Below are 26528 nucleotides of genomic sequence, written 5' to 3' on the forward strand. Positions count from 1 at the left end.
TATGTCTGTTGCTTGGCAGCAAGCATCGTCCGCCGAGCCAACCCGCGCCTAAGCCTTCTGCGGAGTCTCCGGCACCGGCGTCAGCGCCGCACCCTTCTCAAACCAGGCGATGAGATTGTCGGCGACGAGATCGGCCATCGCATTGCGCGTCGGCACGGATGCGGAGGCGACGTGCGGCAGCAGCACGGCATTGGTCGGTTCCAGAAGGTCGGCCGGCACGGTCGGCTCTTCATAGAAGACGTCGAGGCCGGCTGCCCCGAGCGCGCCGGAAGCAAGGGCGGTACTCAGCGCCGCCTCGTCCACCGTCCAGCCACGGCCGACATTGACGAGAATGCCGTCAGGGCCGAGTGCTGCCAGAATATCCGCATCGATCGTCTTGTGCGTGTGCGGCGTCTTCGGAACGATGGCGATCAGCGTGTCCACTGCTTCCGCCAGCCCCTTCAACGTCGGGTGATAATCGTAGGACACATCGGCATGGCGCGAACGTGTGTGATAGCTGATCTTCACCTTGAACGGCTCCAGCCGCTTGGCGATTTCGAGCCCGATGCGGCCAAGGCCATAAAGCCCGACATGGCGACCCTTGAGTGAGAAGCGCGACAGCGGATAGGCCGTGCCCGGCTTCCAGTTGCCCGCACGCAGCCAGGCTTCGGCCCGCGGCAACTCGCGCACCGTGTTCAGCAGCAGGCCGATCGCCGTATCGGCGACCTCGTCGTTCAGCACATCAGGCGTATTGGTGACGACGACGCCTTTTTCGGCGGCATGTTTCACGTCGACGCCGTCATAACCGACCCCGAAATTGGCGATCACTTCGACATGCGGCAGCTGCTCCATCCAGGCGCCCGGGAAGGAACCGGAAACGGCGACGCCGCGGATGCGGCCGGCGGTCTCGCTGTCCAGCGCAAGCTTCTCCTCGCGTGCGACGGCAACAATCTCAAAACGATCCTTCAGCCTTTCGAGAACACGCTCGTGTATCTTCCCAGGAACGAGAATGGCGATGCGGGACATGGCTTTTCCTCTTGGATGGCGGTCGTGGTTCAGGCGCGGGGCCGATGGGGACTGGTGGACTGGCGAATGCGCATTTCCGGCTTGATCAGATGCATGCCATCAGGCTCATGGCTGCCGGCAAGGCGATCGAGCAGCGCCCGGGCGGCCAGGCGCCCGACCTCTGCCTGACCGTTCCAAACGGTCGTTAGCGCAGGCGTAGCGATCGAGGCCTCCTCGAGATCGTCATAGCCGGTAACGGAAATATCGCGTCCCGGCACCAGCCCGGCGCGCGCAATGCCGTTCATCAGCCCGATCGCCACGAGATCGTTCCAGCAGACGGCTGCCGTCGGCTTCTGCGGTAACGAAAGGAAATGCACTGCAGCCTCGAAACCGCCCTGTTTCGAGCGCGGACCGGGAATGCGCAGGTTCGGATCGACCTCGATGCCGGCCTTGCGCAGCGAATTGACATAGCCCTGGTAGCGATCGCGGCCGGTGGATGTCTGGTCCGTACCGCCGATCATGGCGATCGAGCGGTGGCCGAGACCGATCAGGTGGTTGGTAGCAAGCGAGATGCCGTAGCTGTCGTCGCCGCGATAGGTCGGCAGGTCCTGCCCTTCCATCGAGCGGGCGACCAGGATCGCCGGCATGCCGTTGTCTTCTGCCAGTTGCACGTCCTCAGGCGGCGTACCGATCGCCGGCGACATGATGACGCCGTCGCCGCCGAGCTGCAGAAGCGTCTCGATGAAGGTGCGCTGCTTCTCGACATTGTCGTAATGGTTGGAAAGGATGAAGGTGTGGCGGCTACGGTCGAGCTCGCTTTCGATCGCCTTCAGGATCTCCCCATAGAAGGGGTTCATGATGTCGTGCACGACGACGCCGATGATGCCGGAGCGTGAGGTGCGAAGGCTGGCGGCACGGCGATTGTAGATATAGCCGAGCGCGCGCGCCTGTTCCTTGATCTTCTCCCGCGTATTGCCGGCGACGAGCGGACTGTCGCGTAAGGCAAGCGATACGGTCGCCGTTGAAATGCCGAGCGTTTCGGCAATTGTCGAAAGCTTGATCTTCTGGACCACGTGTCCTCCTCCAGGCAGCACGCATGCAGCAAGACCCCGCCAGCAAACCGGCGCGGCCCTTAAAATGTTTAATTAAAAGATTTAATCGATGGAAGCAATTCGTCTTTCGGGGAAATTTCAGTCTTCGTCCGGTTCTTCGATGTGAATGGCTTCAGCTTGCAGATTGGCATCGATCGCCTTCAGCAACCGGACGAGATTGCGAATTTCCTTCTCGGAGAACTCCTGCGTCGCCAGCATGTCGCAGGCCGAAGCCGCCATCTCGATCCCCTGCACGCTGCCACGGCCGAGGTCCGTGAGATAGACCTTGGTGAGGCGTGCATCCTCGGCATCGGGTTTGCGCTCGAGAAAGCCCTGCGCCTCCATGCGGCCGATCGTGCGGGTCATCGTCGGCGCCTTGACGCCGAGCTTCTGGGCAAGGCCGCCTGCCGTCATGCCGTCGCTCTCGGCAAGCGAGAGAATGACACCATCCTGGCCGGCATAGAGGCCGCTTTCAAGCAGGTTGCGCGAGAGCACCGTCCGCATGGAACGCGCCGCCTGGGTCAGAGCCGGGGAGAGATCGACGAGCGTATACTCAGTCTGGTCCTTCTTCTTGGACTTGTTCTTTTTGCCGTCCTTGTGCTTCTTTCCCATAGCCATCCCTTTGATCTTTAAGCCCCGGCGCCGCTGCGATATGACATTGCTCAGGATCTCGTCATAAACAAGAGGCAACGACCGGATGATGACACCTTCGCCGCGCTTCGAGGACGGCAACCCGGCCTTTGCACCTGACGCGCGCCGCTTGATCGCCGTGCTGCCGCTTGGCGCCCATGAACAGCACGGCCCTCACCTGCCCTTCGAAACCGACACCCTGATTGCCGAAGGCATCGCCGGGCGATTGAAGATAGGCTTGCCTGCCGGCCTGCCGGTCACCTTCCTGCCCGCCGAATCCATCGGCTATTCCATAGAGCATATGGATGTTGAAGGAACGAAGACGCTTGCCTTCGACGAAGCGGTAAACCGCTGGCTCGGCATCGCCGAAGGCCTGGCAAAGCAGGGCATCCGCAAATTCGTGATGCTGAACGCCCATGGGGGCAATTCGCCCATCATATCAGTCGTCGCGACCGAGGCGCGAGTCCGCTTTGCCATGCTGGCGGTGGCAACGAGCTGGACCCGTTTCGGCGTGCCGGATGGCGTGGTCACGCCGGAGGAAAAGGCGATCGGCATTCATGGCGGCGATATCGAGACCTCGGTGATGCTGGCGCTTCATCCCGACAAGGTTGATATGGCGAAGGCGGCGGACTTTTCCTCGCGACAGACGGAATTCGCCGAGCGCTTCAAGCATCTGCGCGCTTACGGGCCACACGCCTTCGGCTGGAAGATGTCGGATCTCAACACGGAAGGCGTGGCGGGCAACGCCGCGGCTGCGACGGTGCAAAAGGGCGAGGCGCTGATTGCGCATGCGGTCAAGGGACTGGTGGAACTGCTGGAGGATGTCGATGCATTCGACATCACTCAGCTGCGGTAAATATGGGTCGTCTGCGCCGCGCAAACGATGTGATCTTATAACATTATAAAACCCTTTGAACTGCCACGCTCAAGCCATTATATGAGACCAACCGTTCAAGCAGCCGATCCCAAGCCGCTCGGCCGCACGCCTAATCCTAGAGGTTCTCATGACCGACGCGATCTCCACCCTGAAGCCCATTCCCGTTACCGTGCTCACCGGTTATCTCGGCGCCGGCAAGACGACGTTGCTGAACCGCATTCTCTCCGAAAATCACGGCAAGAAATATGCGGTCATCGTCAATGAATTCGGCGAAATCGGCATCGACAACGACCTGATCGTCGAGTCGGACGAGGAAATCTACGAGATGAACAACGGCTGTGTCTGCTGCACGGTGCGCGGCGACCTCATCCGCGTCGTCGAAGGCCTGATGCGCCGCCCTGGCCGCTTCGACGGCATCATCGTCGAGACGACCGGCCTTGCCGATCCGGTGCCGGTCGCCCAGACCTTCTTCATGGATGACGATGTGCGCGCCAAGACCGAGCTCGACGCCGTCGTCGCCCTCGTCGATGCCAAGCACCTGCCGCTGCGCCTGAAAGACAGCCGTGAGGCCGAAGACCAGATCGCCTTCGCCGACGTCGTCATCATCAACAAGAGCGACCTGGTGACTCCGGAAGAACTTGATGTGATCGAGGATATCGTCCGCGCCATCAACCCGGCCGCCCGCGTCTACAAAACCAGCCGCTCCGGCGTCGACCTCGCCCGCGTGCTCGATCAGGGGGCCTTCAACCTGGAGCGCGCGCTCGAAAACGATCCGCATTTCCTGGAGCACGGCCATGACGACCACGTCTGCGGCCCCGATTGCGATCACGACCACCACCATCATGACCATGATCATCACGGTCATCAGCATGGTGACCACGACCATCACCATGGCGCCCATCAACATGGCGCGATGTCGGCGATCCACGATGTGACGGTGCAGTCGGTCTCGCTGCGCGGCGGCGAGATGAACCCGGAGCGCTTCTTCCCCTGGGTCCAGAAGGTCACCCAGACGCAGGGGCCGAATATTCTGCGTCTCAAGGGCATCATCGCCTTCAAGGACGATCCCGAGCGTTACGTCGTTCAGGGCGTGCACATGATCATCGAGGGCGATCACCAGCGGCCGTGGAAGGAAGGCGAAAAGCACGAGAGCCGTCTCGTCTTCATCGGCCGCGAACTCGACCGCGAGAAGCTCGAAGCCTCCTTCAAGGCCTGCGAGGCAGCCGCCTGATGCCGACAGTTGCACCGCTTGATCTCGACGGCCACGTTCTGGCCGTCGAATTTTTAGGTGATGTTCCCTTCTTCGCAAGCGCAAACGGTACATTCCACCGGCTGGACGGCGGCGACAGGGTTTCTGAAGCCCATCAGGGCATGCTCACCGCCATTCGTGATCCCTACAGCGAGAGCCTGATCTCGGGCGGCGAGGACGGCAAGGTGCTGCGCATTGCCGCCGACGGCAGCGTCAGCGAAATCGCGACCGCGCCGCGCAAGTGGATTTCGCAGGTGGCGGCCGGCCCGCAGGGTGCCGTTGCCTATTCCTACGGCAAGAGTTCGCTCGTGCGTCTTGCCGACGGCACGACCAAGGAATTCCCCGAGGAGCGCACGGTCGAAGGCCTTGCCTTTGCACCAAAAGGCCTGCGCATCGCGGCGGCGCGCTACAACGGTGTGTCGCTGCACTGGATCGGGATGAACGCCAAGCCGGTCGATCTGGAATGGAAGGGTGCGCATACCGGCGTCACCTTCTCGCCTGATGGTAATTTCCTCGTCACCTCGATGCAGGAAAACGCACTGCACGGCTGGAAGCTCGACATCAAGCCCGGCACCGAAGCCCGCCACATGCGTATGACCGGCTACCCCTCCAAGGTGAAATCGCTCTCCTGGTCGGTCAAGGGCAAGTGGCTCGCGTCTTCAGGCGCGCCTGCGGCAATCGTCTGGCCCTTCCAGGGCAAGGACGGGCCGATGGGCAAGGCGCCGCTGGAGCTCGGCACCCGCGCCAATATCATGGCGACCGCGGTGAAGTTCCATCCGCTCGAGGATATCCTTGCCATCGGCTTCATCGACGGCATGATCCTCGCCGTGCGCATCGCCGACAGCAAGGAAGCGCTGCTGCGCCGACCTGGTAAGGGCGCGATCACGGCGATGAGCTGGAGCAAAAACGGTAAGCTGCTCGCCTTCGGCTCCGAAGCCGGCGACTGCGGCGTCATCGATATTTCGGCCTGAGCCCCGCTGCCGGTAATGGACGACGCCCTGACGGAACCCGAAATCGTGGCGCTGACGGCCGACCACATGCAAGCCGCAGCCGAAATCAGACGTGTCGCCCTGTGGCAGCGGCTGCCCTGGCTGCCGGATGTGCATACGCCCGAGGAAGAAGAGCACTACTGGCGCATGCATCTGCTGCCGAATTGCTCGATCCTCGGCGCTGCCATGGGAAACCGGCTCGTCGGCGTCATCGCCTATGGCGACAACTGGATAGAGCAGCTTTACGTTCTTCCCGACTTTCAGGGCATGGGCATTGGCTCCTTGCTTCTTGGCTGCGCCAAGGAAGAGATGGACGAGATCAGGCTCTGGACGTTCCAGCGTAATGCGGGCGCTCGTGCGTTCTACCAACGGCACGGTTTTACCGCCGAAGAGGAGACCGATGGCGCCGACAATGAAGAACGGGAGCCGGATGTGCTCTATTACTGACGCCGGCTTCCGGAGCGGACACCTGACCTGCAACCGTCGGACGGCTAGACTATAATCGGGGCTTGCCAAACGCCTGGCCCGGGCGAAACATGAACCACACCGGAAGCGCTTTGCGCGCCACCCTGGCTGACAGAGGAAACGGGAATGTCGAAATCGACCGGCCTCGGTTTGACCGAACAACGGCCGCAGCCTTTGGGCGACGCATCCGTCTGGACCGTGATCCGCGCCGAGGCCGTTGAGCTTGCCGCACGCGAGCCGATATTACAGCAGCTGCTTGCCGCTCAGGTAACGGACACTGCCGGCAACGATGAGATCATCGCCCGCGTGCTGGCCGCGCGGCTCTCCGTGGCGCAGGTGGAAACGGGTGATCTGTTCGATCTCATCCGGTCCACACTTGATGGCGATATCATGCGGAAGGTCGAGGCCGATCTCATCGCCGTGCGCGAGCGCGATCCGGCCTGCACGACATTTCTGCACGCGCTTCTTAATCTCAAGGGCTTTCATGCGCTTGAGACGCATCGTATCGCCCATGCGCTCTGGATCTCCGGCCGTCCGGAGATCGCCAGTTGGCTCGCCAATCTCGTTTCGCTGGTCTTCGGCCCGGATATCCATCCGGCGGCACGGATCGGCGCGTCCATCATGCTCGACCACGGTTCGGGCATCGTCATCGGCGAAACGGCTGTCATCGAGGATGAAGTATCCATCCTGCAGAACGTCACGCTCGGCGGCACTGGCAAGGAGACCGGCGACCGCCACCCGAAGATCCGCCACGGTGTGATGATCGGCGCCGGTGCCAAGATCCTCGGCAATATCGAAATCGGCGCCTTCAGCAAAGTCGCGGCCGGCAGCGTCGTGCTCAAATCGGTTCCCACGCATTGCACAGTCGCCGGCGTTCCGGCGACGCTCGTGCGCGTCCACCGCGTCGACGAAATCCCGGCCGAGACGATGGACCAGAATATCTAGAGCTATTCCAGCAAAAGTGCGCAGCGGTTTTGCGTCCGGAATTGCGCGAAGGCAATGAGATAGAGCCGCTCCGAGATAGGAACATTCGCCCCGTTCCTACGCGGCCTGCTGATTTTCTCCGAAGACTTCGACCCGGTTGCGGCCTTCGCGCTTCGAACGATAGAGCGCTTCGTCCGCCTTCTGCATCAGCCGTTCAAAATCTCCGCCGCTTTCCGCACGCGCGGCAACGCCGATGCTCAGCGTCGGAAAGACGGCCAGATCCGTCCGCTGCAGGACGGCGGCGGCGAAGGCGAGACGGATGCGCTCTGCAATCGCCACTGCATCCTCCCGGGAAACATTTTTCAGCACCGCCAGGAACTCATCCCCACCTTGACGGGCGAGCAGGTCGTCGGAGCGCATGATGCTTCTCGAAACACTGGCGAAAAGCCGCAGGATATCGTCGCCGGCGGCATGGCCATGCCTGTCGTTCAGTTGTTTGAAATGGTCGATATCGATGATCAGCAGCGAGACCGGCTGGGAACCGAGAGCCGGCAGATGCTGGGCAAGGCCACCGCGATTGAGCGCGCCGGTCAGCGGATCGTGGTGAGCGAGTTCCGTCAGCTGATTTCGGCTGCGCTCGGCGGCCATCAGCACCATGGCCATGCTGCGAAGCATGATGAACGCGACCGCCGATACCGCCATCCAGCTATGAATTGCACTGCCGCCGAAAGGATCCGGCCCACCGATCTCACCGGTCGCCGCGAGAATGCTGCGAACCGCAAAGATCGCCGCAGTGCAAATATAGAGGCCGACAAGCAAGGCTGCCGAATAAAGCCTCTCGCGCCGGACAATGCTGATTGCCTCCCATGCGACGGCAAGATCGCAGAGGCAGCAGATGACGGAGACGTAGAGGAGCCTCGCCGAGACTGCCGATGGATCGCTGACGATGAGGACGACAGGAACGCTGACGAGCAAGATGGCAAGCCAGAAAGTGCGCTGGTCGAGCGCTCGTCCCGAAAACACCCGCACGGCAAAGAACATCAGCATGTAGCCGGCGATGGTGACGATATTGCCGCCGTCGATCGAGACGGAGGTTGGAACGAGATTGCGCAACGCGACGAGGAAGGACCCGACGCCGACAAGAAGGTTGCTCAAACCCCACCAGAGCGGCCACCTCTCGAAGCGGCCGGTCGCATAGGCTGCAAGCTGGAGAATGCCCAGCACGAAACAACTCACGGCAACAATGAAATAGATTGTCCTGAGATCCAGTAGCATGGCGCTTTCCCGAAATTCTTGCGGAATTTACAGGAAGCGTTTTGCGGTTTGATTGGGCGCTTCGCTAAGAATTTAACGATTGCGGGGTTTTCCTGCGGCATAATGCAGCAATTCAAGCGTTACAGCGTCCTTTACGCGTCTGCAAAGACGCGCGGCGCTGTCTTCAGGCGGCCCGCACAGCGCCGATAATGTCCGCCAACAGACCGTGCAGCAAGTCCCTGTAGCCGTTTTGGGCAGAGGGACCGCTCTCTTCCGAGGTCATGACGACGGTGAGATCGAGTGACGGCACGATATAGAGCATCTGCCCGCCATAACCCCAGGCGAAATGCACGTGCTCGCCGCCGATCTGCCGCGTGAACCAGCCATAGCCATATTCATCGCCCGAGAAGCGCGAGTTTGTGCGCTGCTGCCACGACTGCGAGATCCAGTCGGCAGATACGATCTGGCGGCCGTCGGCGGTCTTGCCGCCGTTGCGGTAGAGTTCGCCGAAGGCAAGCAGCGACCGGGCGCTCATCGCCATCTGATTGCCCCCGAGATAGATGCCCTGCGGATCGCGTTCCCATGCACCGATGCGGAAACCTTCGACAGGACCCAGCCATTCGCGCGCCAGCGCCAGTGTCGACCGCCGGCCGACCTTGGTAAGAATGGCCGAAAGCAGATGCGTGGATGCGGTGGAATAAAGCATCTCGCCACCGGGCTGATCGACGAAAGGCTGCGACAGCGCAAAGCGCACCCAGTTGCGCGAGGAGACCCAGCGGCCGTAGTTCGCCCCCGACATGCGATCGAGCCCGGCCTGCATCGAGAGAAGATTGCCGATGGTGATGTCGTTGATGCGCGGGTCGGGCGTTACAGGGAGATCGGCCTTTAGGATCGGCGCGATCTTCTGATCCGGCCCCGTCAGCAGGCCTTTGTCGATGGCGATACCGACCAGCGCCGAGATGATCGACTTCGAAGCGGATTTGATATTGGTCGATTCCGACGGCGAATGACCATGGAACCCACGTTCGCTGAGCACGCGTCCGTCGCGAGCGACAATCAATGTCTTCAGAGGTCGCATCGCGGGGTCGCTCACCGCGCGATCGAGACGCTGACCAAGCCCGCCGACGCCGGAAGCCGTGCTCTGGGCAGCCGCCGGCCCCGTTGCGGCAAGCGGCAGGCAGAGGAGAAACAGAAGGGAGAGAAGGCGGATCATGCGGCGCAACATAAGATATCGCCGCGATATGTTCGCGTGTCGGCGCCACTTTTCACGCGATTGTGTTTCCGCGTGCGCCGGGGAGTTAGCGACCACGCGCCGCTTCACCCGCCAAAGAGACAATCCGCGCCGCAACCACACCAGGCCCGCCTGCCTGGGTGGTCAAACGGCGCGGACATTACCAGCCGGGGGAAAATTCCCAACCTGGCTGGCCGGTCGGCGCAGCCTTACAGCGCCGCGCGTCTTTTCAGACGCGCAAAGGACGCTGTAACACTTTGAATCGACGCACCGTGCTTTCCGAAAAACAATTCCGATTTTCGGGCCGATGCGCTAGGCTGCGCGGCGAGCCGGCGCGCTGGCCAGCATGCGTCCCGAGGGGACGATCATGCCGGCCGCGCCGTCAAGCCAGCCTTCCGTGAGTTCGAGCGCAAGAAAGCGCGAACGTTCGAACGGACCCGGCATGACAAGATGGCGAGCCTTCTCGGCAAAGAAGCCGAAACGCTCGTAATAGGCAGCATCGCCGACGAGCAGGACGGCGCCATGCCCGCGCTTCTTCGCTTCGAGGATCGCCGCGCGCATCAGCGCCGAACCGATGCCCTTGCCGCCGTGATGGGGCGCAACGGCGAGCGGTCCAAGCAGCAGCGCATTGATCGGCGTGCCTTCGTCATTGACGCCGGCCTCGATGTTCCAGAGCCGCACCGAGCCGATGACATGGCCGTCGCGATCGCGCGCGACGAGCGCAAGGCCCTCTGCCGGAACGCGGTTGCGGCGGATCTTCTCCGACGACTTCTTGCGGCGATCCGGTCCCATGACGCGATCGAGCAGGTTTTCACGAGCAACGACATCCGAAGGATTTTCGGCGTCGATGGCAAAAGTGGTAGGCGCAAAGAATGCGCGGACAGAATCAAGAACAGCGGCCATCTTGGCCTCCCGTACCCAATACCGTTATCAGCGGCGATGAAGGAAAATTGTGAAGTTGCCGCCCCGGCTGGTTACGGGGCCGGCGGAAACGACCTTAGATGACGTAGGCCTTCAACGGGTCGAAACCGTTGAAAGCGACCGCCGAATAGGTCGTCGTATAGGCGCCGGTGCCTTCGATCAGGACCTCGTCGCCGATCGAAAGGGAGATCGGCAGCGGATAGAGGTTCTTCTCGTAGAGCACGTCGGCCGAATCGCAGGTCGGACCGGCAATAACGCAGGGCTCCATCTCGTCGCCGTCGTGATCCGTACGGATCGGATAGCGGATGGCTTCGTCCATCGTCTCGGCGAGACCGCCGAACTTGCCGATGTCGAGGAATACCCAGCGGGCATCGTCATTGTCCGACTTCTTCGAAATCAGCACGACTTCCGCCTTGATGACACCGGCATTGCCGACCATGCCGCGGCCCGGCTCGATGATCGTCTGCGGGATCTGGTTGCCGAAATGCGTGCGCAGCGCCTGGTAGATCGACTTGCCGTAAGCTTCTGCGGACGGGACGTCGCGCAGGTACTTGGTCGGGAAGCCGCCGCCCATGTTGACCATCTGCAGGTGGATGCCCTGCTTGGCAAGCGATACGAAGACGCGCTTGGCATCGGCGAGTGCCGAATCCCAGGCGTCGACCTTGGTCATCTGCGAACCGACATGGAACGAGACGCCATAGGACTGCAGGCCGAGCTGATGGGCGTAGACGAGAACGTCGACAGCCATCTGCGGAACGCAGCCGAACTTGCGCGACAGCGGCCATTCAGCGCCTTCACCATCCGTGAGCACGCGGCAGAAGACACGGGCGCCGGGAGCGGCGCGCGAGATCTTCTCGACTTCCTCGTGGCTGTCGACGGCAAAGAGGCTGACGCCGAGCGCATGCGCGCGGGCAACGTCACGTTCCTTCTTGATCGTGTTGCCGTAGGAGATGCGGGCGGCGGTCGCACCGGCTTCGAGCGCCATTTCGATTTCGGCAACGGATGCGCAATCGAAATTGGAGCCGAGGCCTGCAAGCAGCTTCAGCACTTCAGGGGCCGGGTTGGCCTTGACGGCATAATAGATGGCGCTGTCCGGCATAGCGTGACGGAAGGCGTGGAAATTGTCGCGAACGACGTCGAGGTCAACCACGAGGCAGGGACCATCGGGACGTCGGGTTGCGAGAAAGTCGCGGATGCGCTGGGTGGTCATATCGATTCCCTCTTCCAATTCCAGAGCTCCGGTTTGAACCGGAGGACAAAGGGCATACGATAGCTCGCATTGGAACCAGCCGGTGGAGACCCCGGAACCATAGCAAGCGCTCGATGCGCAGATCGTGAACCAACGCCGCGATGCGGTGTAAGTTCGGCTTTGTCTGCCATGGATTGGAGGGAGAATCCCAACCGCACTTCCGGCAATGATGGTGTGCCTCTTCAGTAACCCCCGCTGATGGAAAGCAGGGAGAGAACAAAAAGGCCCGCACCGTCGTTGCTTCAGGCGTCCTCGCATTTTCCGGTTGGCCGGAATAGCGACTGGAGGGGTTAATTCCAGGTACCTTACCGATTTCCTCACCAATTCGAGGGTTCGGCGGACACCCATGGGCACGTGCGACTTTGGGCTGAGTGGGAAATAAGAATATTCGCCTTCATAATCAAGCGATTTTTTAATCTCAGGCTAAAAAAATAATTGAACAAGACGAGCCAATTTGTTCAACATTCCGAAACAGCCTGAGGGGTGCCATGGATACCTTGACCCGCATACGTGCCTTCATCGATGTCGTCGAGGCCGAAGGCTTCTCCGCCGCGGCACGACGCACCGGCCGCTCAAAGGCGCTGCTCTCCAAATATGTGCGCGAACTGGAGGATGAGCTCGGCGCCCTGCTGCTCAACCGCACCACCCGGCAATTCTCCATGACCGAAGCCGGCCACACCTATTACCGCACCGCCTCCGATATCTTAAAGGAGATCGACAACCTTGCCGATCTCGTGCGTGAGAACAATGCACAGCTCAAAGGACGGCTGCGCATTTCCGTGCCGCGCACCTTCGTTGATGCCGATGTCGGCCAGTCGCTGATCGATTTCGCCAAGGAGAACCCGGATCTTTCACTGGAGATCGCCGCCGATGACCGGTTCGTCGATCTGATCGAGGAAGGCTTCGACGTCGCGATCCGCATCACCAAGCTCGAAGATTCCGGCATGATCGCCCGCAAGATCTCGGATTTCCGCATCCATATCTGCGCCACCCCTGAATTTCTCGAGCGTTATCCCGATCTCGATCACCCAACGGCCCTTTCCAGCGTCCCCTTCATCGTCGATACCAATGCGCGCACCCAGGCAAGCATCCGCTTCCACAATCCTGACAACACCTCGTTCGCCGTCGCCGTTTCCGGACCGATAGAGGTCAACAGCCCGCATGCGACATTACGCGCGGCACTTGCCGGCATCGGCGTAGCCTTCATCCCGGATTTCATCGCCCGCAAGCCGATCGAGAGCGGCGAACTGGTGACCCTGTTCAACGATTACACCCCGACCGACCGCGGCATCTATGCCGTCTATCCGCACCGGCGCTACCTGCCGGCCAAGGTGAGGATCTTCGTCGACTACCTGCACAACTGGTTCAAGAAGCATCCATAGGGTAGCGCCCTTGCGAAGCGATGCGACATTCCGCCCTGCTCTACAGCGCCGCGCGTCTTTTCAGACGCGCAAAGGACGCTGTAGCACTTTAAATCGCTGCATAATTTTATCCTTAAATCGATTCCGATTTAAGGAATTATGCAGTGGCATCCGCTCCCGCGAAACCGATGCTGAGCCCGGTCCCAATTCCGTCCCAATTTCTGGCAAGAAGTCAGGGGCAGCGAACAGGGCAGCGGGATAAATGAGACATTCAACGATACTGATCGCCGCGCTTCTTTCGCTGGCGCCGGCGGCCGCCTTTGCCCATCCGCACATCTTCGTGGAGGCGCGTCTCGAAGTCGTGGCCGGCAAGGACGGCAGCGTCGAGGAACTGCGCAATGTCTGGCGCTTCGACGAGGTCTTTTCGTCCTCTGTGGTCATGGATTTCGACAAGAACACAGACCTGAAGCTGGAGCCGAACGAGCTGACCGACGTCGGCAACACGGTCAAAAAGTCGCTTGCCGATTACGACTACTACATGAATCTGACGATCAACGGGAAGAACATCACCGTCCAGAAGCCCGACATCATCCATGTCGACTACAAGGATGGCCAGCTGCTGATGTTCTTCGCGGTCAAGCCGGTGGAGAAGATGCCGCTGAAGGGCAGGCTCACCTTCGGCGTCTACGACCCGACGCTCTACACCTCGATCGATTTTCCCACAGACAACGAGCTTGCGATCGTCGGAGACGGCTTCAAGGCCTGCAAACATCAGGTGGTGCGGCCGGATGCCGACGAGGTGATCTCGCAAAACAAACAGTCGCTGACGGACGCCTTCTTCAACGATCCCACCGGCACCAACATGTCCAAACTCTTCGCCACCCGGCTGGAGGTCACATGCTGACGAAACGCCTGCCCCTCATCCTTTCCGCTGCGACCCTTGCGCTGGTGACGGCTGCAAGTCTCGCTCATGCGCAATCGCCGCTCGGCATCGGCACGGCGGAGCCGAGCTTCCAGCCGACAGGCGGGCCGTTTGCGCCGCTATTTCTCTACGTCAATTACGAGCAGCAAGCCTTCTACCGGGCGCTGACCGGTGCCTTGAAGGCCATGCGCCAAGACCCCTGGCAGCTGGCATCGCTGATCGGCCTCTCCTTCGCCTATGGCGTCTTCCATGCCGCCGGCCCGGGCCACGGCAAGGCGGTCATCTCTTCCTACATGATCGCCAACGAGGTCGAGCTGAAGCGCGGCGTGGTGATTTCCTTCATTTCGGCCTCCGTCCAGGGCGTCATGGCGGTGGCGCTGGTCGGCGGTGCCTGGCTGGTGCTGCGCGGCACCGGCATCACGCTGACGGCGGCGACCCACGCGATGGAGATCTCAAGCTTCGTCATGGTCATCCTCTTCGGCGGCTGGCTGCTGTTCCGCAAACTGCGCTCGCTGGTGGGCAACATGCCGCGCCGCCGGCTGATGGCGACGCCGGCCGGTCCGGTCAGCATGATGCTCGACTGGAAGGACAATGCCGCCGAACGCCAGGCCTATGCCTTCAACGGCAAGGCGCAGGCTGTGGAAGCCGGCCATACCTTCGTTCCCGGCATGGTCTGCGAGACCTGCGGCAACGCCCATGTGCCTGATCCGGCCCTGCTCGCCGGCGACAGGTTCAGCGCCCGCGAGGCTTGGTCGGCGATCGTGGCCGTCGGTCTGCGCCCCTGCTCCGGCGCATTGCTGGTCATGACCTTCTCGCTGCTCAACGGGCTCTATCTCGGCGGCGTGCTTTCGGTCGCCGCCATGTCGCTTGGCACGGCGATCACCGTTTCCCTGCTTGCCACACTTGCCGTCACCGCCAAGAGTGCAGCCGTCCGCCTCTCCGGACGCGGCTCGACCGCCTCGATCTGGATCGGCAACGCCATCGAAATCCTCGGCGCCGTGCTCGTCATGCTGATGGGCGCCTTGCTGCTCGGGGCCTCGCTGCAGGGATAAAACTACTTTCCCCGGCGGCGCTGGTAGCGCGCCCGCAGCCAGAAGACTGCGAAAAACGCCAGGATCAGGCAGACGCCGACGACGATCGCCAGCGTCGGCGAGAAATTGCCAATCCACAGCACAATGGTCGGCAGGAAATAGATGACGAGGGCGGCGCTAAGCAGGATGATGCCGGCGGCGGTCGCCTGCGAGCGGCTTTCCGGGCTCACGCGAGTCTTTCCTTTTCAAGATCGGCGCGGATGTCCTGCAGGCGGCGGATCTGGTTGCCCTCGGCATCGAAATTGCCAGGCGAAAGCCAGGTTTCGAAGGCCGCATTGATCAGCGGCCATTCATCGTCGATTATCGAGAACCAGGCGGTATCGCGGTTGCGACGCTTTGAAATCATGTGCTGGCGGAAGACGCCTTCGAAGCTGAAGCCGTAGCGCGCGGCCGTCGTCTTGCTCGCCTCGTTCTTATTGTCGCATTTCCATTCGTAGCGGCGGTAGCCGAGATCCTCGAAGACATGTTTAGCCATCAGGTAATGCACCTCGGTCGACAGCGGCGACCGCTTCATCTCGGCCCCGTGCGCCACCCCGCCGATCTCAACCACGCCGTTTGCCGGGTCGGCGCGCATGTAATTCGCCATGCCGACAATCTTGCCGGTGGCGTTGTCGCGAAAGATGTGGGTGAGCCAGCCGGACTTGGTATTGACGGTTTCCAGCCAGTTGGCGAAATCGTCGATACCGGAGAAATCGTCCTGGGCGAAATAGAGAAGCAGCGGATTGATGCCCATGCCGCCAAGCCCATCCCACAGCGCCTCAAGATGTTCGGCGCGCTGATAAGGCTCGACCGTGACGAAACGGCCCTTCAGCGTGACCGGCTTCGGTGCCGGGCAGCCCTTGAAATTTGCAAGATCGCGCATGTCCACTCCCCTTTTCGGAAGAGTGGATAGGCCAGCCGCCCGACAAAGGCAACCGGCCTAGATGTCACTGTGACAAGGTCACCTTGGCGGAGGACACCGTTGCCTCGATATGGTCGACCAGCGGGTCGGCAAGGCCGAGGCGGCCGGCCAGCAGATCGAGATAACCGCGCTCGGCGCGCGAATCCGGGTCGATGGTGAGCCGCGAGGCGGTGTAAAGCTCGACGCGCTGTTCTTCCGTCGTCGCGGCGGCAACGAGCGCATCGATATCCGTCGGCGAAGCGAGTTCATGCTCGATAAAGGCAGCAGCCTCGCCGCTAACGTCGGCAGCCTTGACCTTGTCCATGATGAGGGCGCGTTCGGCATCGTCGATATGACCGTCGGCCTTGGCGGCGGCGATCATCGCGCGGATCAGCACCAGCACGAATTCATTGCTGCCGGCAGGCGACGTCGGCCCGAAACCGGACTCGGCAGGCGGCGGCAGAAGAACCGGATTGTTTGCCGACGGCGCATCCGAGGGGGCTGCGGGCGCCTGCCCCGCCTGGTAATTCTTGTAGGCCTGGTAGCCGAGGCCGGCAATCGCGGCAAGACCGCCGATCGCCAGTGCATTGCCGGCAATACCGCGGCCGGTCTTGGTGCCGAGAAGTACGGCGGCAATGGCGCCAGTCGCCAGCGGATTGTTCTTTGCCGTCTGCACGGCGTCGCCGGCCCTGTCGCGGACCGAACCGCCGAGACCTGGCATCTGTGAACCCAAGAACTGGTCGAGAAGCTTCTTTGCGTCGAACATTCCTCGTCGTCTCCCTGTTTGAAACTGGAGGAGAACATAGGTTTGCGACGGCTGAAATACAAATAGAGGGAGCGGGATTGAGCTGCGGGGCCCACCCGCTCCTGCCGAAACTCAGGCCTTCAGCGCCGCCGCCTCTGCCGCGAGCTTGGTAATGCCAGCCCAGTCGCCGGCCGCGACCAGTTCCTTCGGCGCCACCCACGAGCCGCCGACGCAGATGACGTTCGGCAGCGAGAGATAATCATGGGCGTTCTTCAGCGAAATGCCGCCGGTCGGGCAGAACAGCGTGCCGGCAAGCGGTGAGGACAGCGCCTTGAGATAGGCGGCGCCACCGGCCTGCTCGGCCGGGAAGAATTTCAGTACCTGATAGCCTTCTTCGCGCAGCGCCATGACTTCGCTGGCAGTCGCGGCCCCCGGAAGCAGCGGCACATCGGAATCGGCGGCGGCATCGAGCAGTTCCTGCGTCGTGCCCGGGCTGACGATGAACTTCGAACCGGCCGCGACAGCGGCTTCCCAATGGGCGACATTGAGGATCGTGCCGGCGCCGACTTCGGCGCCCTCGACCTCGGCGGCGACGGCGCGCACGGCCTCGAGGGCTGCCGGCGTGCGCATGGTGATCTCGATCGCCTTCAGCCCGCCCGCGACGAGCGCCCGGGCCAGCGGCACCGCCGACTTGGCATCGTCGACGATCAAAACCGGAACGACCGGCTGGAGCTTCAGGATGGAAAGGAGCTTTTCTGTTTTCTCGCCCATGGTCGTGCGACTTCCTTGAAACGATTGAATTCGGATCCCGAATAACGCCCCCGCGGAACCTTGTCGAGATAAAACCAGACCGCAGGACAAGATGGGTATGAAATGCGTGGAAATTGGTCTACCGTGCCGCAATCGTCACAAAAGGTTCACCGGTATGGCGAAAGAGATCGAGCGGAAGTTTCTTGTACGCAGCGATGGATGGCGTTCCGCCGTCGAGACGAAGTCTGTCCTCAGGCAGGGCTACATCGCCTCGATGGACGACCGTTCCGTGCGGGTACGCATCCTCGACGACAGGAAAGCGAAACTGACGATCAAGATCGGCCGCAGCACCATCACCCGTGACGAATTCGAATACGACATCCCGATCACCGATGCCGAGGAGCTGTTGCAGAACGCGATCGGCGTCGTCATCGAGAAGACGCGCTATCGCGTTCCGCATGAGGGTTTCGTCTGGGAAGTCGACGTCTTTACCGGCGAGCATCGCGGACTGGTGATTGCCGAGGTGGAGATGACGGCGGAAACCGACGATCCGGCCCTGCCCGCTTGGCTCGGCCGCGAAGTAACCGGAGACTTCCGTTATTCCAACCAGGCCCTTGCCACTGAATACGGGCACGACAGGCATGGCCTATCGCATTCGGCCTGACGCCGATTTCACCGAAGCGTTCCGTAACGCCGCGACCAGGCAGCTGGAACACGCCATCACTGTCCTCGGGGAACGCCCGGACGGCGCGCATGAGGCGATCCATTCTTTCCGCAAGAACCTGAAGCGACTGCGCTCGCTCTACCGCCTCGTGGCCCGCGAGGTGCCGGATTTTCAGGCCCAGGAAAATGCGAGGCTGCGCGATGCCGCACGCTCGCTTTCGGCGATCCGCGATGCTGCTGCCCTCATCGGCACCGCGCAATATCTGCAGCATGCTGCCCGCGGGAACGAGGAGAGCGAGGCGCTCGGCCGCATCGTCACCATTCTCGAAGGGCGCCGTGACTGGATGGCGGAAGCCGAAAGCGGCCTGGAACAGCGGCTCGCGGAAACCGCCGACGTTTTGAAGGAGGCGATCACCGCCTTGGACGCAGTCTCCTTTGATCGCGGCCACCGCAAGAATGCACGCATGCTGGCAAAAAGCTGGCGCCGCACCGCACGCAAGGCCAAGACCGCGCTTGCAACCTGCCACGGCGAGGCATCGGCCGACGATTTCCACGATCTGCGCAAACGCACCTACGACTATCGGCTCTACCATGCCCTTTTGCGCGACGTCTGGCCGGGCGCGATGAAGGCCAAACGCGACGCGGCCAAGGAACTCGTCGAGGATCTCGGCCACATCCACGATCTGACCGTACTCTCCGAACTGGTCGAGGCCGAACCGCAGCTCTTCACTCGCAATGACGACCTGGCGCGTCTGCTCGACATGATCATCTTCCGCCAGCAGGAAGACCGGCGGCAAGCGCTGATCAAAGCCGAAGCCGTCTTCGCCGATGATGCCGACGAGGAAGCCCAGCGCATCGAGCTTCTCTGGCTGATGGCCGGGAGTTGAGAGACGGCGAAACCGGAAGCGCTTGTGCGCTGCTCTGCATTTCCGATTGCTCCAGCATCTGAAGATTTCGCAAGGAACGTTATTGACCTCAACCAATCTTGAGGTCCTAGCTTGCGGTGGTCGAACAAGCAGAGACTTGATCCGCGAGGAAAAAATGACCGCCGAAAATGCCGCGATGCCGAGGGTGCTCGGGCTCTACGAGACCCATCTGACCGTTGCCGATCTCAAGACCTCTACCGATTTCTACCGCGATGTCGTCGGCCTCGAACCCGCAGCGTCGTTCGAGGAGCGCAAAGTCGCTTTCCTCTGGGTGGACGACAGGAAGACCGGCATGCTCGGCCTCTGGGAAACCGGAACCGGGCCGCTGAAGATGCGGCTGCACATCGCCTTCCGCATGACCGCCGATGGTGTGCTTCAGGCACCCGCCACTCTCAAGGCAAAGGGTGTGGAACCTCTCGGCTTTACCGGCGAACCGGTAACGGAGCCGGTGGTTCTCGGCTGGATGCCGGCGCTGTCGATCTATTTCAAGGATCCGGACGGGCACTCGATCGAGTTCATCAGCCTTCTCGACGACATCCCCGACCGGAGTTTCGGCGTGCGGCCGTTTTCCGCGTGGCAGGCGCGGGCGTAATCGGTCAGCGGTCAAAGCCGCCGCTGGCGAAGGCAATTGCGCGGTCCGCCGATTTTCTGTATTTCCGGCCCATGACCGACAGCCTGACACACACCAGCCCGTTCCTCGTGGCCGCACTTTACCATTTCGTTTCCGTGCCGCGCTTTGCCAGCCTGCAAGCGCCGCTGCAGACGCTTTGCGAGGAGAACGGCGTCAAGGGAACGCTGCTTCTGGCGCATGAAGGCATTAACGGGACGATCGCGGGCCCGGATGCCGGCATTCACGCCGCGCTCGCCTTCCTGCGCGCCCAGCCGGAATTTTCGGGCCTGGAGCACAAGGAAAGCCGCGCCTCGAAAATGCCCTTCCTGCGCATGAAGGTAAAGCTGAAGAAGGAAATCGTCGCCATGGGCGTCGAGGACATCGACCCCAACAAGGTGGTCGGCACCTACGTGGCGGCCAAGGACTGGAACGCGCTGATCTCCGATCCTGATACCATCGTCATCGACACCCGCAACGATTACGAGACGGCAATCGGCACCTTTCGCGGCGCGCTCGACCCGAAGACCAAGACTTTCCGTGAATTTCCCGATTGGGTGCGCAACAATCCCGGCCTGCACAACAAGCCGAAGGTCGCCATGTACTGCACCGGCGGCATACGCTGCGAGAAGGCCACCGCTTTCATGAAGGCTGAGGGCTTCGACGAGGTCTATCATCTGAAGGGCGGCATCCTGAAATATCTGGAGGAAGTGCCGCAGGAGGAAAGCCTCTGGGATGGCGCCTGCTTCGTCTTCGACGAGCGCGTCTCCGTCGAGCACGGTCTGAAGCAAGGCGAACACAGGCTGTGCCACGCCTGCCGCAACCCGATCACCGCCGAGGAAATCACCTCGCCGCTCTACGAGGAAGGCGTTTCCTGCAGCCACTGCTACCACTCGCGCACGGAGGAAGACCGGCTGCGCTACCGTCAGCGTCAGCACCAGATCGCCCTCGCCAAAAAGCGTGGCCAACGGCATATCGGCAGCTAACCCGGACTTCTGATTGGATCAGCCTTGCTGTCTGAAGATCGCTACCGGTCAGACAGCGCCGATACGGCGCCGAGTTTCCGGCCCGGCTGCACGCCGCTCGTTCAGCATCTCGGTGATAAGGTCTGATGTCACAGGCTTTCCGAACCAATAGCCCTGCAGGCAGTCGCAGCCGAAAAGGCGCATGGCTATCGCCTGCTCCTCGGTCTCGATGCCTTCGGCCGTCACCGGAATGTCGAGCGAGCGGGCGAGCGCTACCGTCGCCTGCAGCATCTCGCGCTGGCGTTTGTCTTCGTTGACACCCATGACCAGCGAGCGGTCGATCTTGATGCGGTCGAAGCCGAACTGCCTGAGATAACCGATCGAGGAGAAGCCGGAACCAAAATCGTCGAGCGCCACCTTTACCCCCAGCCCCTTCAGCCGTTCGATCGACTGGCGGGTGCGCTGCGGATTCTGGATCATGTAGCCTTCGGTGATCTCGAGCGTGATGCGACCGGCCTCGATCTCCGTCTGCTTCAGCACGTAGCGCACGTAGTCGGTAAAGGCGGGATTGCGGAACTGGCCGGGCGAGACGTTGACCGAGACGTTGAGTTCCGGCCATTGCTTGGCTGTCTCACAGGCTTTACGCAGCACGAACAGGCCAAGCGATTCGATGAGGCCGCTGGTTTCGGCGATTGGGATGAACAGCTCGGGCGACACAGGGCCATGGCCCGGACGGTTCCAGCGCACCAGCGCCTCGACGCCGGTCATCGCATGCGTCGCCGCATCGATCAGCGGCTGGTAGGCAAGCGTCAAGTCGCCGCTTTCGATGGCGATCCGCAAATCGAGTTCCAGCGCATTGCGCTGCTCTCGATCGGCGTCCATCGACGGATCGTAGAGCGTCATGCGCGCGCGGCCGGCCTCCTTCGCCTTGTACATGGCAAGGTCGGAACGGCGCACCAGCTCCTCACGCCCGATCGCCCCGAAAGGCGACATGGCGATACCAATGCTTGCCCCGACGACGACGACACGGCGACCGATCTCCAATGGCTCGACGAGAAAATCGAGGATCTGCTCGGCAAGCTGGAGGGCTGCGGCATTCTCGCTGTCGGAGAGAAAGGCGATCGCAAATTCATCGCCGCCAATACGGGCGAGAACCGCACCTTGCGGAATGAGTACATCGAGCCCGGCTGCGACCGCGCGGATCAACTGGTCACCGGTGCCGTGGCCATAGCTGTCATTGACTTCCTTGAAGCCATCGAGGTCGAGATAGAGGAGCAGCACGTTGCGCTTGGTCTGGCGTGCCTCGACGACAAAACGATCGACGGCGAGCCCGAGACCGTCGCGATTGGAAAGGCCGCTCAGCCTGTCGCGCAGCGCCTCTTCGCGGGCGCTGCCTTCCTCTGCCTTCAGGCGGCGGCCGGCAAGCCAGCCGATAACCAGCAGCACTGCGAAAAACAATCCGACGAGGCCGAGCGCCTGAATGACCATCGGCCGCACCTGTGCATAGGCGATATCGCCGGGTGAACGCGAGGCCCAGACGAGCTTGCCGAGCGTTGCCCCCGTCGGATCGACGATCGGTACGAGATAGTCGGCCTCAAAACTCGGCGGCGCCAGCCGCAGCCCACCGATGACATAGGTCTGGCCGAGAGCGGCCACCCTGTCGTCATCGAGATGGCGAGCGAAAACGAGATAGCGGTGCTGGCCGGCGGGCACGTCAAGCGCACCGGACTTTTTCCGAACCAACGCCACGCCGACGGCGGCAATGCCCCGCTTGGTGGTGACGAAACCGATCGCCTGAGGACGATCGGCCGGACCGGCAGCCTTCACCGTGTCGAGCAGGGTCCAGAGCGACGGCGTGAAGAAATCCGTGAGCGGCTCCTCCATCGGCTTGCCGTCGCGATAGGCCATGATCGCCTTCTTCTCACCATCGATGACGATCGCCATGTCGAACAGCGAGCTGTTGACCGACATCTCGCCGTAATTGCTCACCGTCCAGGCCATGCCGTCAGGCGCGTAGACGTTGACGGCGGCGTCGTCCCAAGCGGCGTAATCGTCGAGCGTCGCGCCGAGCTGATCCTCGAAGGTCTTCAGCGCACCGACAGTCGTTTCGCGCGAGCGCTCGTCATCGAGGAGATTGGCATTTTCGGCCACGCGTTCGAGCGCCGTCAGCACCATGACGGTGACGACTGCGACGATGACTGCGAAGGAAAAAAGCACGCCCGTGACGGTGATGTGACGGCCTATTCCCAATCCTTTGCTCTGCGACTTTCCGGTGGTCTGCATTACGACTCCCTGACCGTCGGACTTTGCCAGCCAAGGGTTCAAAAACGTTTAAGCAACCGGCTGTTGCATGCCTCTGATGAGCTATTTTTGTCCCGCCGCCTGGGGACGCGCCCCCTAACCCGGCTTGTGATTGCCCTTCGGGAATTTGGCCGCGAGTTGGCGATACCACTTGCCGCTCTTCTTCACCGTGCGTAGCTGGGTCTCATAATCGACATGGACCAGGCCGAAGCGCATGCGGTAGCCCTCCGCCCATTCGAAATTGTCCATCAGGCTCCAGGCGAAATAGCCGCGTAGGGGATAGCCGTCCTTGATGAGGCCGGCAACGATTTCGAGGTGATCGCTGACATAGTCGAGGCGCATCGTGTCGTCGACCTCGCCGTCGATGACATCGGTGTTGTCGCAGGCGCCGTTCTCGGTGATGTAGCATTCCGGCAGTTCGTAGCGACGGTAGAGATCCTCGATCGAGAGCTTCAGGCCCGGCGCATAGATTTCCCAGCCGATATCGGTCTTGACGTCGCTTGCCGGCGGCGCTTCCACCGTCCAGGGGAAATCGCCTTTGCGTTCGGCATCATCAGTGACCCGCTCGGGCTTGTAATAGTTCAGGCCCCACCAGTCGAGTTTCTGGCTGATGAGCTTCAAGTCGCCATCTTCGATGACAGGCATGCGGTCGCCGAGCGCCTCGACGAATTCCTTCGGATATTCGCCCTTGAAGACGGGATCGAAGAAGGCGCCGTTGTGGAACTGATGCGCACGCTCGCCGGCGGCAAGATCGGCCGGGCTGTCGGAGCCGGGAATGACCGAAGCGGCGTTGAGCACAAGCCCGACGGGCACGTTGGGGGCTTCCGAGCGGATCGCCTCGACGCCGAGACCGTGGGCAAGGTTCATGTAATGCATGGCGTGGAGGGCGGCCTGCATGTTGCGCTCGCCCGGAGCATGGATGCCGTAGAGGTGGCTGAGCCAGACGATGCACCAGGGTTCGTTGAAAGTCGCGACCCGGTCGAGGCGATCGCCAAGGCGGTTCATCACCGTCTTGGCATAGCGCTGAAACGCATAGGCGGTCGAGCGCGCGGTCCAGCCGCCCTCGCCGGCGAGCAATAGAGGCAGATCCCAGTGGTAGAGCGTCGCGAAGGTCTTGATGCCACGCGCCTTGCAGCCGTCGACCAGCCGGTCGTAGAAATCGAGGCCGGCCTCGTTCACCGGACCCGTGCCGTCCGGGATAATGCGCGGCCAGGCAATCGAGAACCGGTAGGCTTCGACACCCATCTCCTTGATCAGATCAATGTCCTGTTCCAGGCGATTGTAGTGATCGCAGGCAACGTCGCCGTTATCGCGATTATGGACGCGGCCGGGCATATTGCAGAAAGCATCCCAGATGGACGGTTTACGGCCATCGGCCTTGCTGGCGCCTTCGATCTGGAAGGCAGCGGTGGCAACGCCGAAAGTGAAGTCGCCGGGAAAGCGCTCCGCGAGTTTCTTCGGATCGATCATCTGGAAATCCTATCTCTCAGGTTGAGCCGTTTGCGCCGGATTTAGCCAAGCCTGACGGCAAAGTACAGGCTGGCCGGAAGAAAAACTGCAACGTTGTAGGAAGAAAAACAGAACAGCTGCAACGCCGCTCCCTCACCGCGCTGCCGCCCTCATAACGGCAATGTCAGCAGTCGTGATTTGGCCGTTGAGACCGCGATCCTTACACGGGAAATGGCATCACAAATATGAAAGGGATCCAATGCTCTCTTCGGTCCATTCGCTGCAGCCTCATCTGCTGAGCCTGTTGCGCATTGTCTCGTCACTTGTACTTTTCAGCTACGGAACACAGAAGATCCTGCATTTTCCGGCTGCGGCAAGCGTGCCGCCCGCGGGCTCGCTCTCCTGGATTGCCAGGCTGCTCGAACTCACCCTCGGCTTCCTGGTCCTGGTGGGATTCCAGACCCGTATCGCAGCCTTCGTGCTCTCCGGCCTGATGGCCGTCGCCTATTTCATCGGGCATGCATCGAAGGGCATCTACCCCGCCCAGAACGGCGGCGTCGCGGCGATCCTGTTCTGTTTCGTGTTTCTTTATCTGGTGGCGGCAGGTGCGGGACCGTTGAGCGTCGACAACCTGCTGAAGCGCGGCCGCACTGCTGCGGTCTGACCAAAATACAAAACGCCGAGGCGACTTGAGACCGCCTCGGCGTTTTTCATTGGGCGATGCCAATGACGCGGATCGGCAAATTCAGACCTTGATCCAGGCGCCGTTCCTCTTCGAAGACGCGACGCAGGCTTCGACGAAAGCCACGCCCTTCACGCCGTCATCGACTGTGGGGTAGACCACTGCCTTGTCGACGGCCTTGCTCTTTTTGCGGGCGTTGATCGCATGCGCGGCTTCGGTATAGATCGTCGCAAAGGCTTCGAGATAACCTTCCGGATGCCCTGACGGCACGCGCGTGACACGGCCGGCAGCAGCGCCTGAACCGGCGCCGCCCCGAGTGATCAGCCGCTTCGGCTCGCCGAAAGGTGTGTACCACAGGTAGTTCGGGTCCTTCTGGGTCCATTCCAGCCCGCCCTTGGTGCCGTAGACACGCACCATCAGGCCGTTTTCATGGCCGGGCGCCACCTGGCTGCACCAGAGCATACCCTTGGCCGGCTTCTCCGAGCCCTTCGCCTTGAAGCGCAGCATGACATGCGCATTATCGTCCAGCCGGCGGCCGGGAACGAAACTGTCGAGATCGGCGGCGAGGCTGTCGAGTTCCAGGCCAGTGATGAAGGCGGCGAGATTATAGGCATGCGTGCCGATATCGCCGGTCGAGCCGCCGACGCCGGACTGCGCCGGATCGGTGCGCCAGGCGGCCTGCTTCTGGCCGGTTTGCTCGACCGCTTCCGTCAGCCAGTCCTGCGGATATTCGGCCTGGACGACACGGATGTCACCGAGTTCGCCATTCGCGATCATCTCGCGCGCCTGACGGACCATCGGATAGCCGGTGTAATTATGCGTCAGCACGAAGAGTGCCCCGCTCTCGTCGGCGATCTTCTTCAGCTTCTTCGCATCGGCAAGGTTGGATGTCAGCGGCTTGTCGCAGATCACATGAATGCCGCGCTTCAGGAATTCCTTGGCTGCATCGTAGTGAACATGGTTCGGCGTGACGATCGCCACCGCCTCGATGCCGTTCTTCAACTTCGCCTCGCGGATCGCCATCTCGCGATAGCTGGAATAGGTCCGCGACGGATCGAGGCCGAGGTCGCGGCCGGATGCGATCGCCTTTTCGGGCGAAGCCGACAGCGCGCCGGCGATGAGATCGTACTGATCATCAATGCGTGCCGCGATACGGTGCACCGCGCCGATAAACGCGCCCGCGCCGCCGCCCACCATGCCGAGCCGGATGCGCGGCTCGCGTGTCTGTTCGGATGATGCTTCGATTGCCATTGATTCCTCCTGAAATTTAACTTGGTGCGGACGTATGCCCCTCATCCGGCTGCCGCCACCGACCGGGGTCG

The 26528-nt window shown here is 61.7% G+C and carries 27 protein-coding genes; 13 read left to right on the plus strand and 14 right to left on the minus strand.

Annotation, left to right across the window (positions count from 1 at the left end; genetic code table 11):
• Positions 1-48: 48 nt before the first annotated feature.
• From CUJ84_RS19285 to CUJ84_RS19295, 3 genes are all read right to left on the minus strand, one after another.
• The gene (locus tag CUJ84_RS19285; RefSeq protein ID WP_105007388.1) at positions 49-1005 is read right to left on the minus strand and encodes a 2-hydroxyacid dehydrogenase; all 957 of its coding nucleotides are present in this window, start codon (positions 1003-1005) and stop codon (positions 49-51) included.
• A gap of 29 nt (positions 1006-1034) precedes the next feature.
• Entirely contained in the window at positions 1035-2057 is a 1023-nt protein-coding gene (locus CUJ84_RS19290; RefSeq protein WP_003542973.1) for a LacI family DNA-binding transcriptional regulator, read from the minus strand.
• A 117-nt stretch (positions 2058-2174) separates the two neighbouring features.
• Positions 2175-2687, minus strand: a complete 513-nt coding sequence (locus CUJ84_RS19295; protein WP_105008247.1) for a MarR family winged helix-turn-helix transcriptional regulator — start codon at positions 2685-2687, stop codon at positions 2175-2177.
• Between the two features lie 85 nt (positions 2688-2772).
• Here CUJ84_RS19295 and CUJ84_RS19300 point away from each other — a divergent pair, with 85 nt between their 5' ends.
• The 5 genes from CUJ84_RS19300 (at position 2773) to cysE (ending at position 7230) form a co-directional block, all read left to right on the plus strand.
• A complete protein-coding gene (locus CUJ84_RS19300; RefSeq protein ID WP_105007389.1) occupies positions 2773-3561 on the plus strand; it encodes a creatininase family protein in 789 nt (262 codons plus the stop codon).
• A 148-nt stretch (positions 3562-3709) separates the two neighbouring features.
• Complete coding sequence (locus CUJ84_RS19305; protein WP_027682856.1) at positions 3710-4813, plus strand: CobW family GTP-binding protein; 1104 nt, start codon at positions 3710-3712, stop codon at positions 4811-4813.
• Positions 4813-5802: a WD40 repeat domain-containing protein gene (locus CUJ84_RS19310; RefSeq protein ID WP_018243596.1), complete on the plus strand. Its 990-nt coding sequence runs from the start codon at positions 4813-4815 to the stop codon at positions 5800-5802. Before CUJ84_RS19305 ends, CUJ84_RS19310 begins: the two co-directional genes overlap by 1 nt.
• A 15-nt stretch (positions 5803-5817) precedes the next feature.
• A complete protein-coding gene (locus tag CUJ84_RS19315) occupies positions 5818-6267 on the plus strand; it encodes a GNAT family N-acetyltransferase (protein WP_105007390.1) in 450 nt (149 codons plus the stop codon).
• 144 nt (positions 6268-6411) lie between these two features.
• Positions 6412-7230: a serine O-acetyltransferase gene (cysE, locus tag CUJ84_RS19320; protein WP_105007391.1), complete on the plus strand. Its 819-nt coding sequence runs from the start codon at positions 6412-6414 to the stop codon at positions 7228-7230.
• A gap of 96 nt (positions 7231-7326) precedes the next feature.
• On the opposite strand, the gene CUJ84_RS19325 is transcribed toward cysE, so the two are convergent.
• The 4 genes from CUJ84_RS19325 to odc2 all read right to left on the minus strand — a co-directional run bounded on the left by CUJ84_RS19325 (position 7327) and on the right by odc2 (position 11825).
• Entirely contained in the window at positions 7327-8484 is a 1158-nt protein-coding gene (locus CUJ84_RS19325) for a GGDEF domain-containing protein (RefSeq protein WP_105007392.1), read from the minus strand.
• Between the two features lie 163 nt (positions 8485-8647).
• A complete protein-coding gene (locus CUJ84_RS19330; protein WP_105008248.1) occupies positions 8648-9676 on the minus strand; it encodes a serine hydrolase domain-containing protein in 1029 nt (342 codons plus the stop codon).
• A 330-nt stretch (positions 9677-10006) separates the two neighbouring features.
• Positions 10007-10597 carry a GNAT family N-acetyltransferase gene (locus CUJ84_RS19335; RefSeq protein WP_105007393.1) on the minus strand — a complete coding sequence of 197 codons (591 nt, stop codon included), beginning with the start codon at positions 10595-10597 and terminating at the stop codon, positions 10007-10009.
• Between the two features lie 94 nt (positions 10598-10691).
• Positions 10692-11825 (minus strand): ornithine/lysine decarboxylase, encoded by a 1134-nt coding sequence (gene odc2 / locus CUJ84_RS19340; RefSeq protein WP_105007394.1) that lies wholly within the window; start codon positions 11823-11825, stop codon positions 10692-10694.
• Between the two features lie 527 nt (positions 11826-12352).
• Between odc2 and CUJ84_RS19345 the strand changes: the two genes are divergently transcribed.
• From CUJ84_RS19345 to CUJ84_RS19360, 3 genes are all read left to right on the plus strand, one after another.
• Complete coding sequence (locus CUJ84_RS19345; protein WP_003542994.1) at positions 12353-13246, plus strand: LysR family transcriptional regulator; 894 nt, start codon at positions 12353-12355, stop codon at positions 13244-13246.
• Between the two features lie 241 nt (positions 13247-13487).
• Complete coding sequence (locus tag CUJ84_RS19355; protein WP_105007396.1) at positions 13488-14129, plus strand: DUF1007 family protein; 642 nt, start codon at positions 13488-13490, stop codon at positions 14127-14129.
• Complete coding sequence (locus CUJ84_RS19360; protein ID WP_105007397.1) at positions 14123-15199, plus strand: nickel/cobalt transporter; 1077 nt, start codon at positions 14123-14125, stop codon at positions 15197-15199. The genes CUJ84_RS19355 and CUJ84_RS19360 overlap by 7 nt, the downstream gene beginning before the upstream one ends.
• A 2-nt stretch (positions 15200-15201) precedes the next feature.
• Here the strand turns inward: CUJ84_RS19360 and CUJ84_RS19365 are convergent, their stop codons facing one another.
• From CUJ84_RS19365 to CUJ84_RS19380, 4 genes are all read right to left on the minus strand, one after another.
• Positions 15202-15408: a hypothetical protein gene (locus CUJ84_RS19365; RefSeq protein WP_105007398.1), complete on the minus strand. Its 207-nt coding sequence runs from the start codon at positions 15406-15408 to the stop codon at positions 15202-15204.
• Positions 15405-16100 carry a GNAT family N-acetyltransferase gene (locus CUJ84_RS19370; RefSeq protein WP_105007399.1) on the minus strand — a complete coding sequence of 232 codons (696 nt, stop codon included), beginning with the start codon at positions 16098-16100 and terminating at the stop codon, positions 15405-15407. The genes CUJ84_RS19365 and CUJ84_RS19370 overlap by 4 nt, the downstream gene beginning before the upstream one ends.
• Positions 16101-16164: 64 nt before the next feature.
• A complete protein-coding gene (locus tag CUJ84_RS19375; protein ID WP_105007400.1) occupies positions 16165-16884 on the minus strand; it encodes a tellurite resistance TerB family protein in 720 nt (239 codons plus the stop codon).
• A gap of 111 nt (positions 16885-16995) precedes the next feature.
• The gene (locus CUJ84_RS19380; protein ID WP_018243609.1) at positions 16996-17634 is read right to left on the minus strand and encodes a 2-dehydro-3-deoxy-phosphogluconate aldolase; all 639 of its coding nucleotides are present in this window, start codon (positions 17632-17634) and stop codon (positions 16996-16998) included.
• A gap of 154 nt (positions 17635-17788) precedes the next feature.
• Here CUJ84_RS19380 and CUJ84_RS19385 point away from each other — a divergent pair, with 154 nt between their 5' ends.
• The 4 genes from CUJ84_RS19385 (at position 17789) to CUJ84_RS19400 (ending at position 20795) form a co-directional block, all read left to right on the plus strand.
• A complete protein-coding gene (locus tag CUJ84_RS19385; RefSeq protein ID WP_105007401.1) occupies positions 17789-18277 on the plus strand; it encodes a CYTH domain-containing protein in 489 nt (162 codons plus the stop codon).
• Positions 18255-19163 (plus strand): CHAD domain-containing protein, encoded by a 909-nt coding sequence (locus tag CUJ84_RS19390; protein WP_105007402.1) that lies wholly within the window; start codon positions 18255-18257, stop codon positions 19161-19163. The genes CUJ84_RS19385 and CUJ84_RS19390 overlap by 23 nt, the downstream gene beginning before the upstream one ends.
• A gap of 154 nt (positions 19164-19317) precedes the next feature.
• Positions 19318-19794 carry a VOC family protein gene (locus tag CUJ84_RS19395; RefSeq protein WP_105007403.1) on the plus strand — a complete coding sequence of 159 codons (477 nt, stop codon included), beginning with the start codon at positions 19318-19320 and terminating at the stop codon, positions 19792-19794.
• A 71-nt stretch (positions 19795-19865) separates the two neighbouring features.
• Positions 19866-20795, plus strand: a complete 930-nt coding sequence (locus CUJ84_RS19400; RefSeq protein WP_105008249.1) for a rhodanese-related sulfurtransferase — start codon at positions 19866-19868, stop codon at positions 20793-20795.
• Between the two features lie 48 nt (positions 20796-20843).
• Here CUJ84_RS19400 and CUJ84_RS19405 read toward each other — a convergent pair whose 3' ends face one another.
• A complete protein-coding gene (locus CUJ84_RS19405) occupies positions 20844-23057 on the minus strand; it encodes a putative bifunctional diguanylate cyclase/phosphodiesterase (RefSeq protein WP_105007404.1) in 2214 nt (737 codons plus the stop codon).
• Between the two features lie 114 nt (positions 23058-23171).
• Positions 23172-24545, minus strand: a complete 1374-nt coding sequence (locus tag CUJ84_RS19410) for a GH1 family beta-glucosidase (RefSeq protein ID WP_105007405.1) — start codon at positions 24543-24545, stop codon at positions 23172-23174.
• A gap of 238 nt (positions 24546-24783) precedes the next feature.
• Between CUJ84_RS19410 and CUJ84_RS19415 the strand changes: the two genes are divergently transcribed.
• A complete protein-coding gene (locus tag CUJ84_RS19415; protein WP_105007406.1) occupies positions 24784-25188 on the plus strand; it encodes a DoxX family protein in 405 nt (134 codons plus the stop codon).
• A gap of 81 nt (positions 25189-25269) precedes the next feature.
• Here the strand turns inward: CUJ84_RS19415 and CUJ84_RS19420 are convergent, their stop codons facing one another.
• On the minus strand, positions 25270-26457 hold the full coding sequence (locus tag CUJ84_RS19420) for a Gfo/Idh/MocA family protein (protein WP_105007407.1): 1188 nt from the start codon (positions 26455-26457) through the stop codon (positions 25270-25272).
• Positions 26458-26528: the final 71 nt, after the last annotated feature.

The organism is Rhizobium leguminosarum (assembly GCF_002953715.1).
In the GTDB taxonomy this organism is placed as follows: domain Bacteria; phylum Pseudomonadota; class Alphaproteobacteria; order Rhizobiales; family Rhizobiaceae; genus Rhizobium; species Rhizobium leguminosarum_V.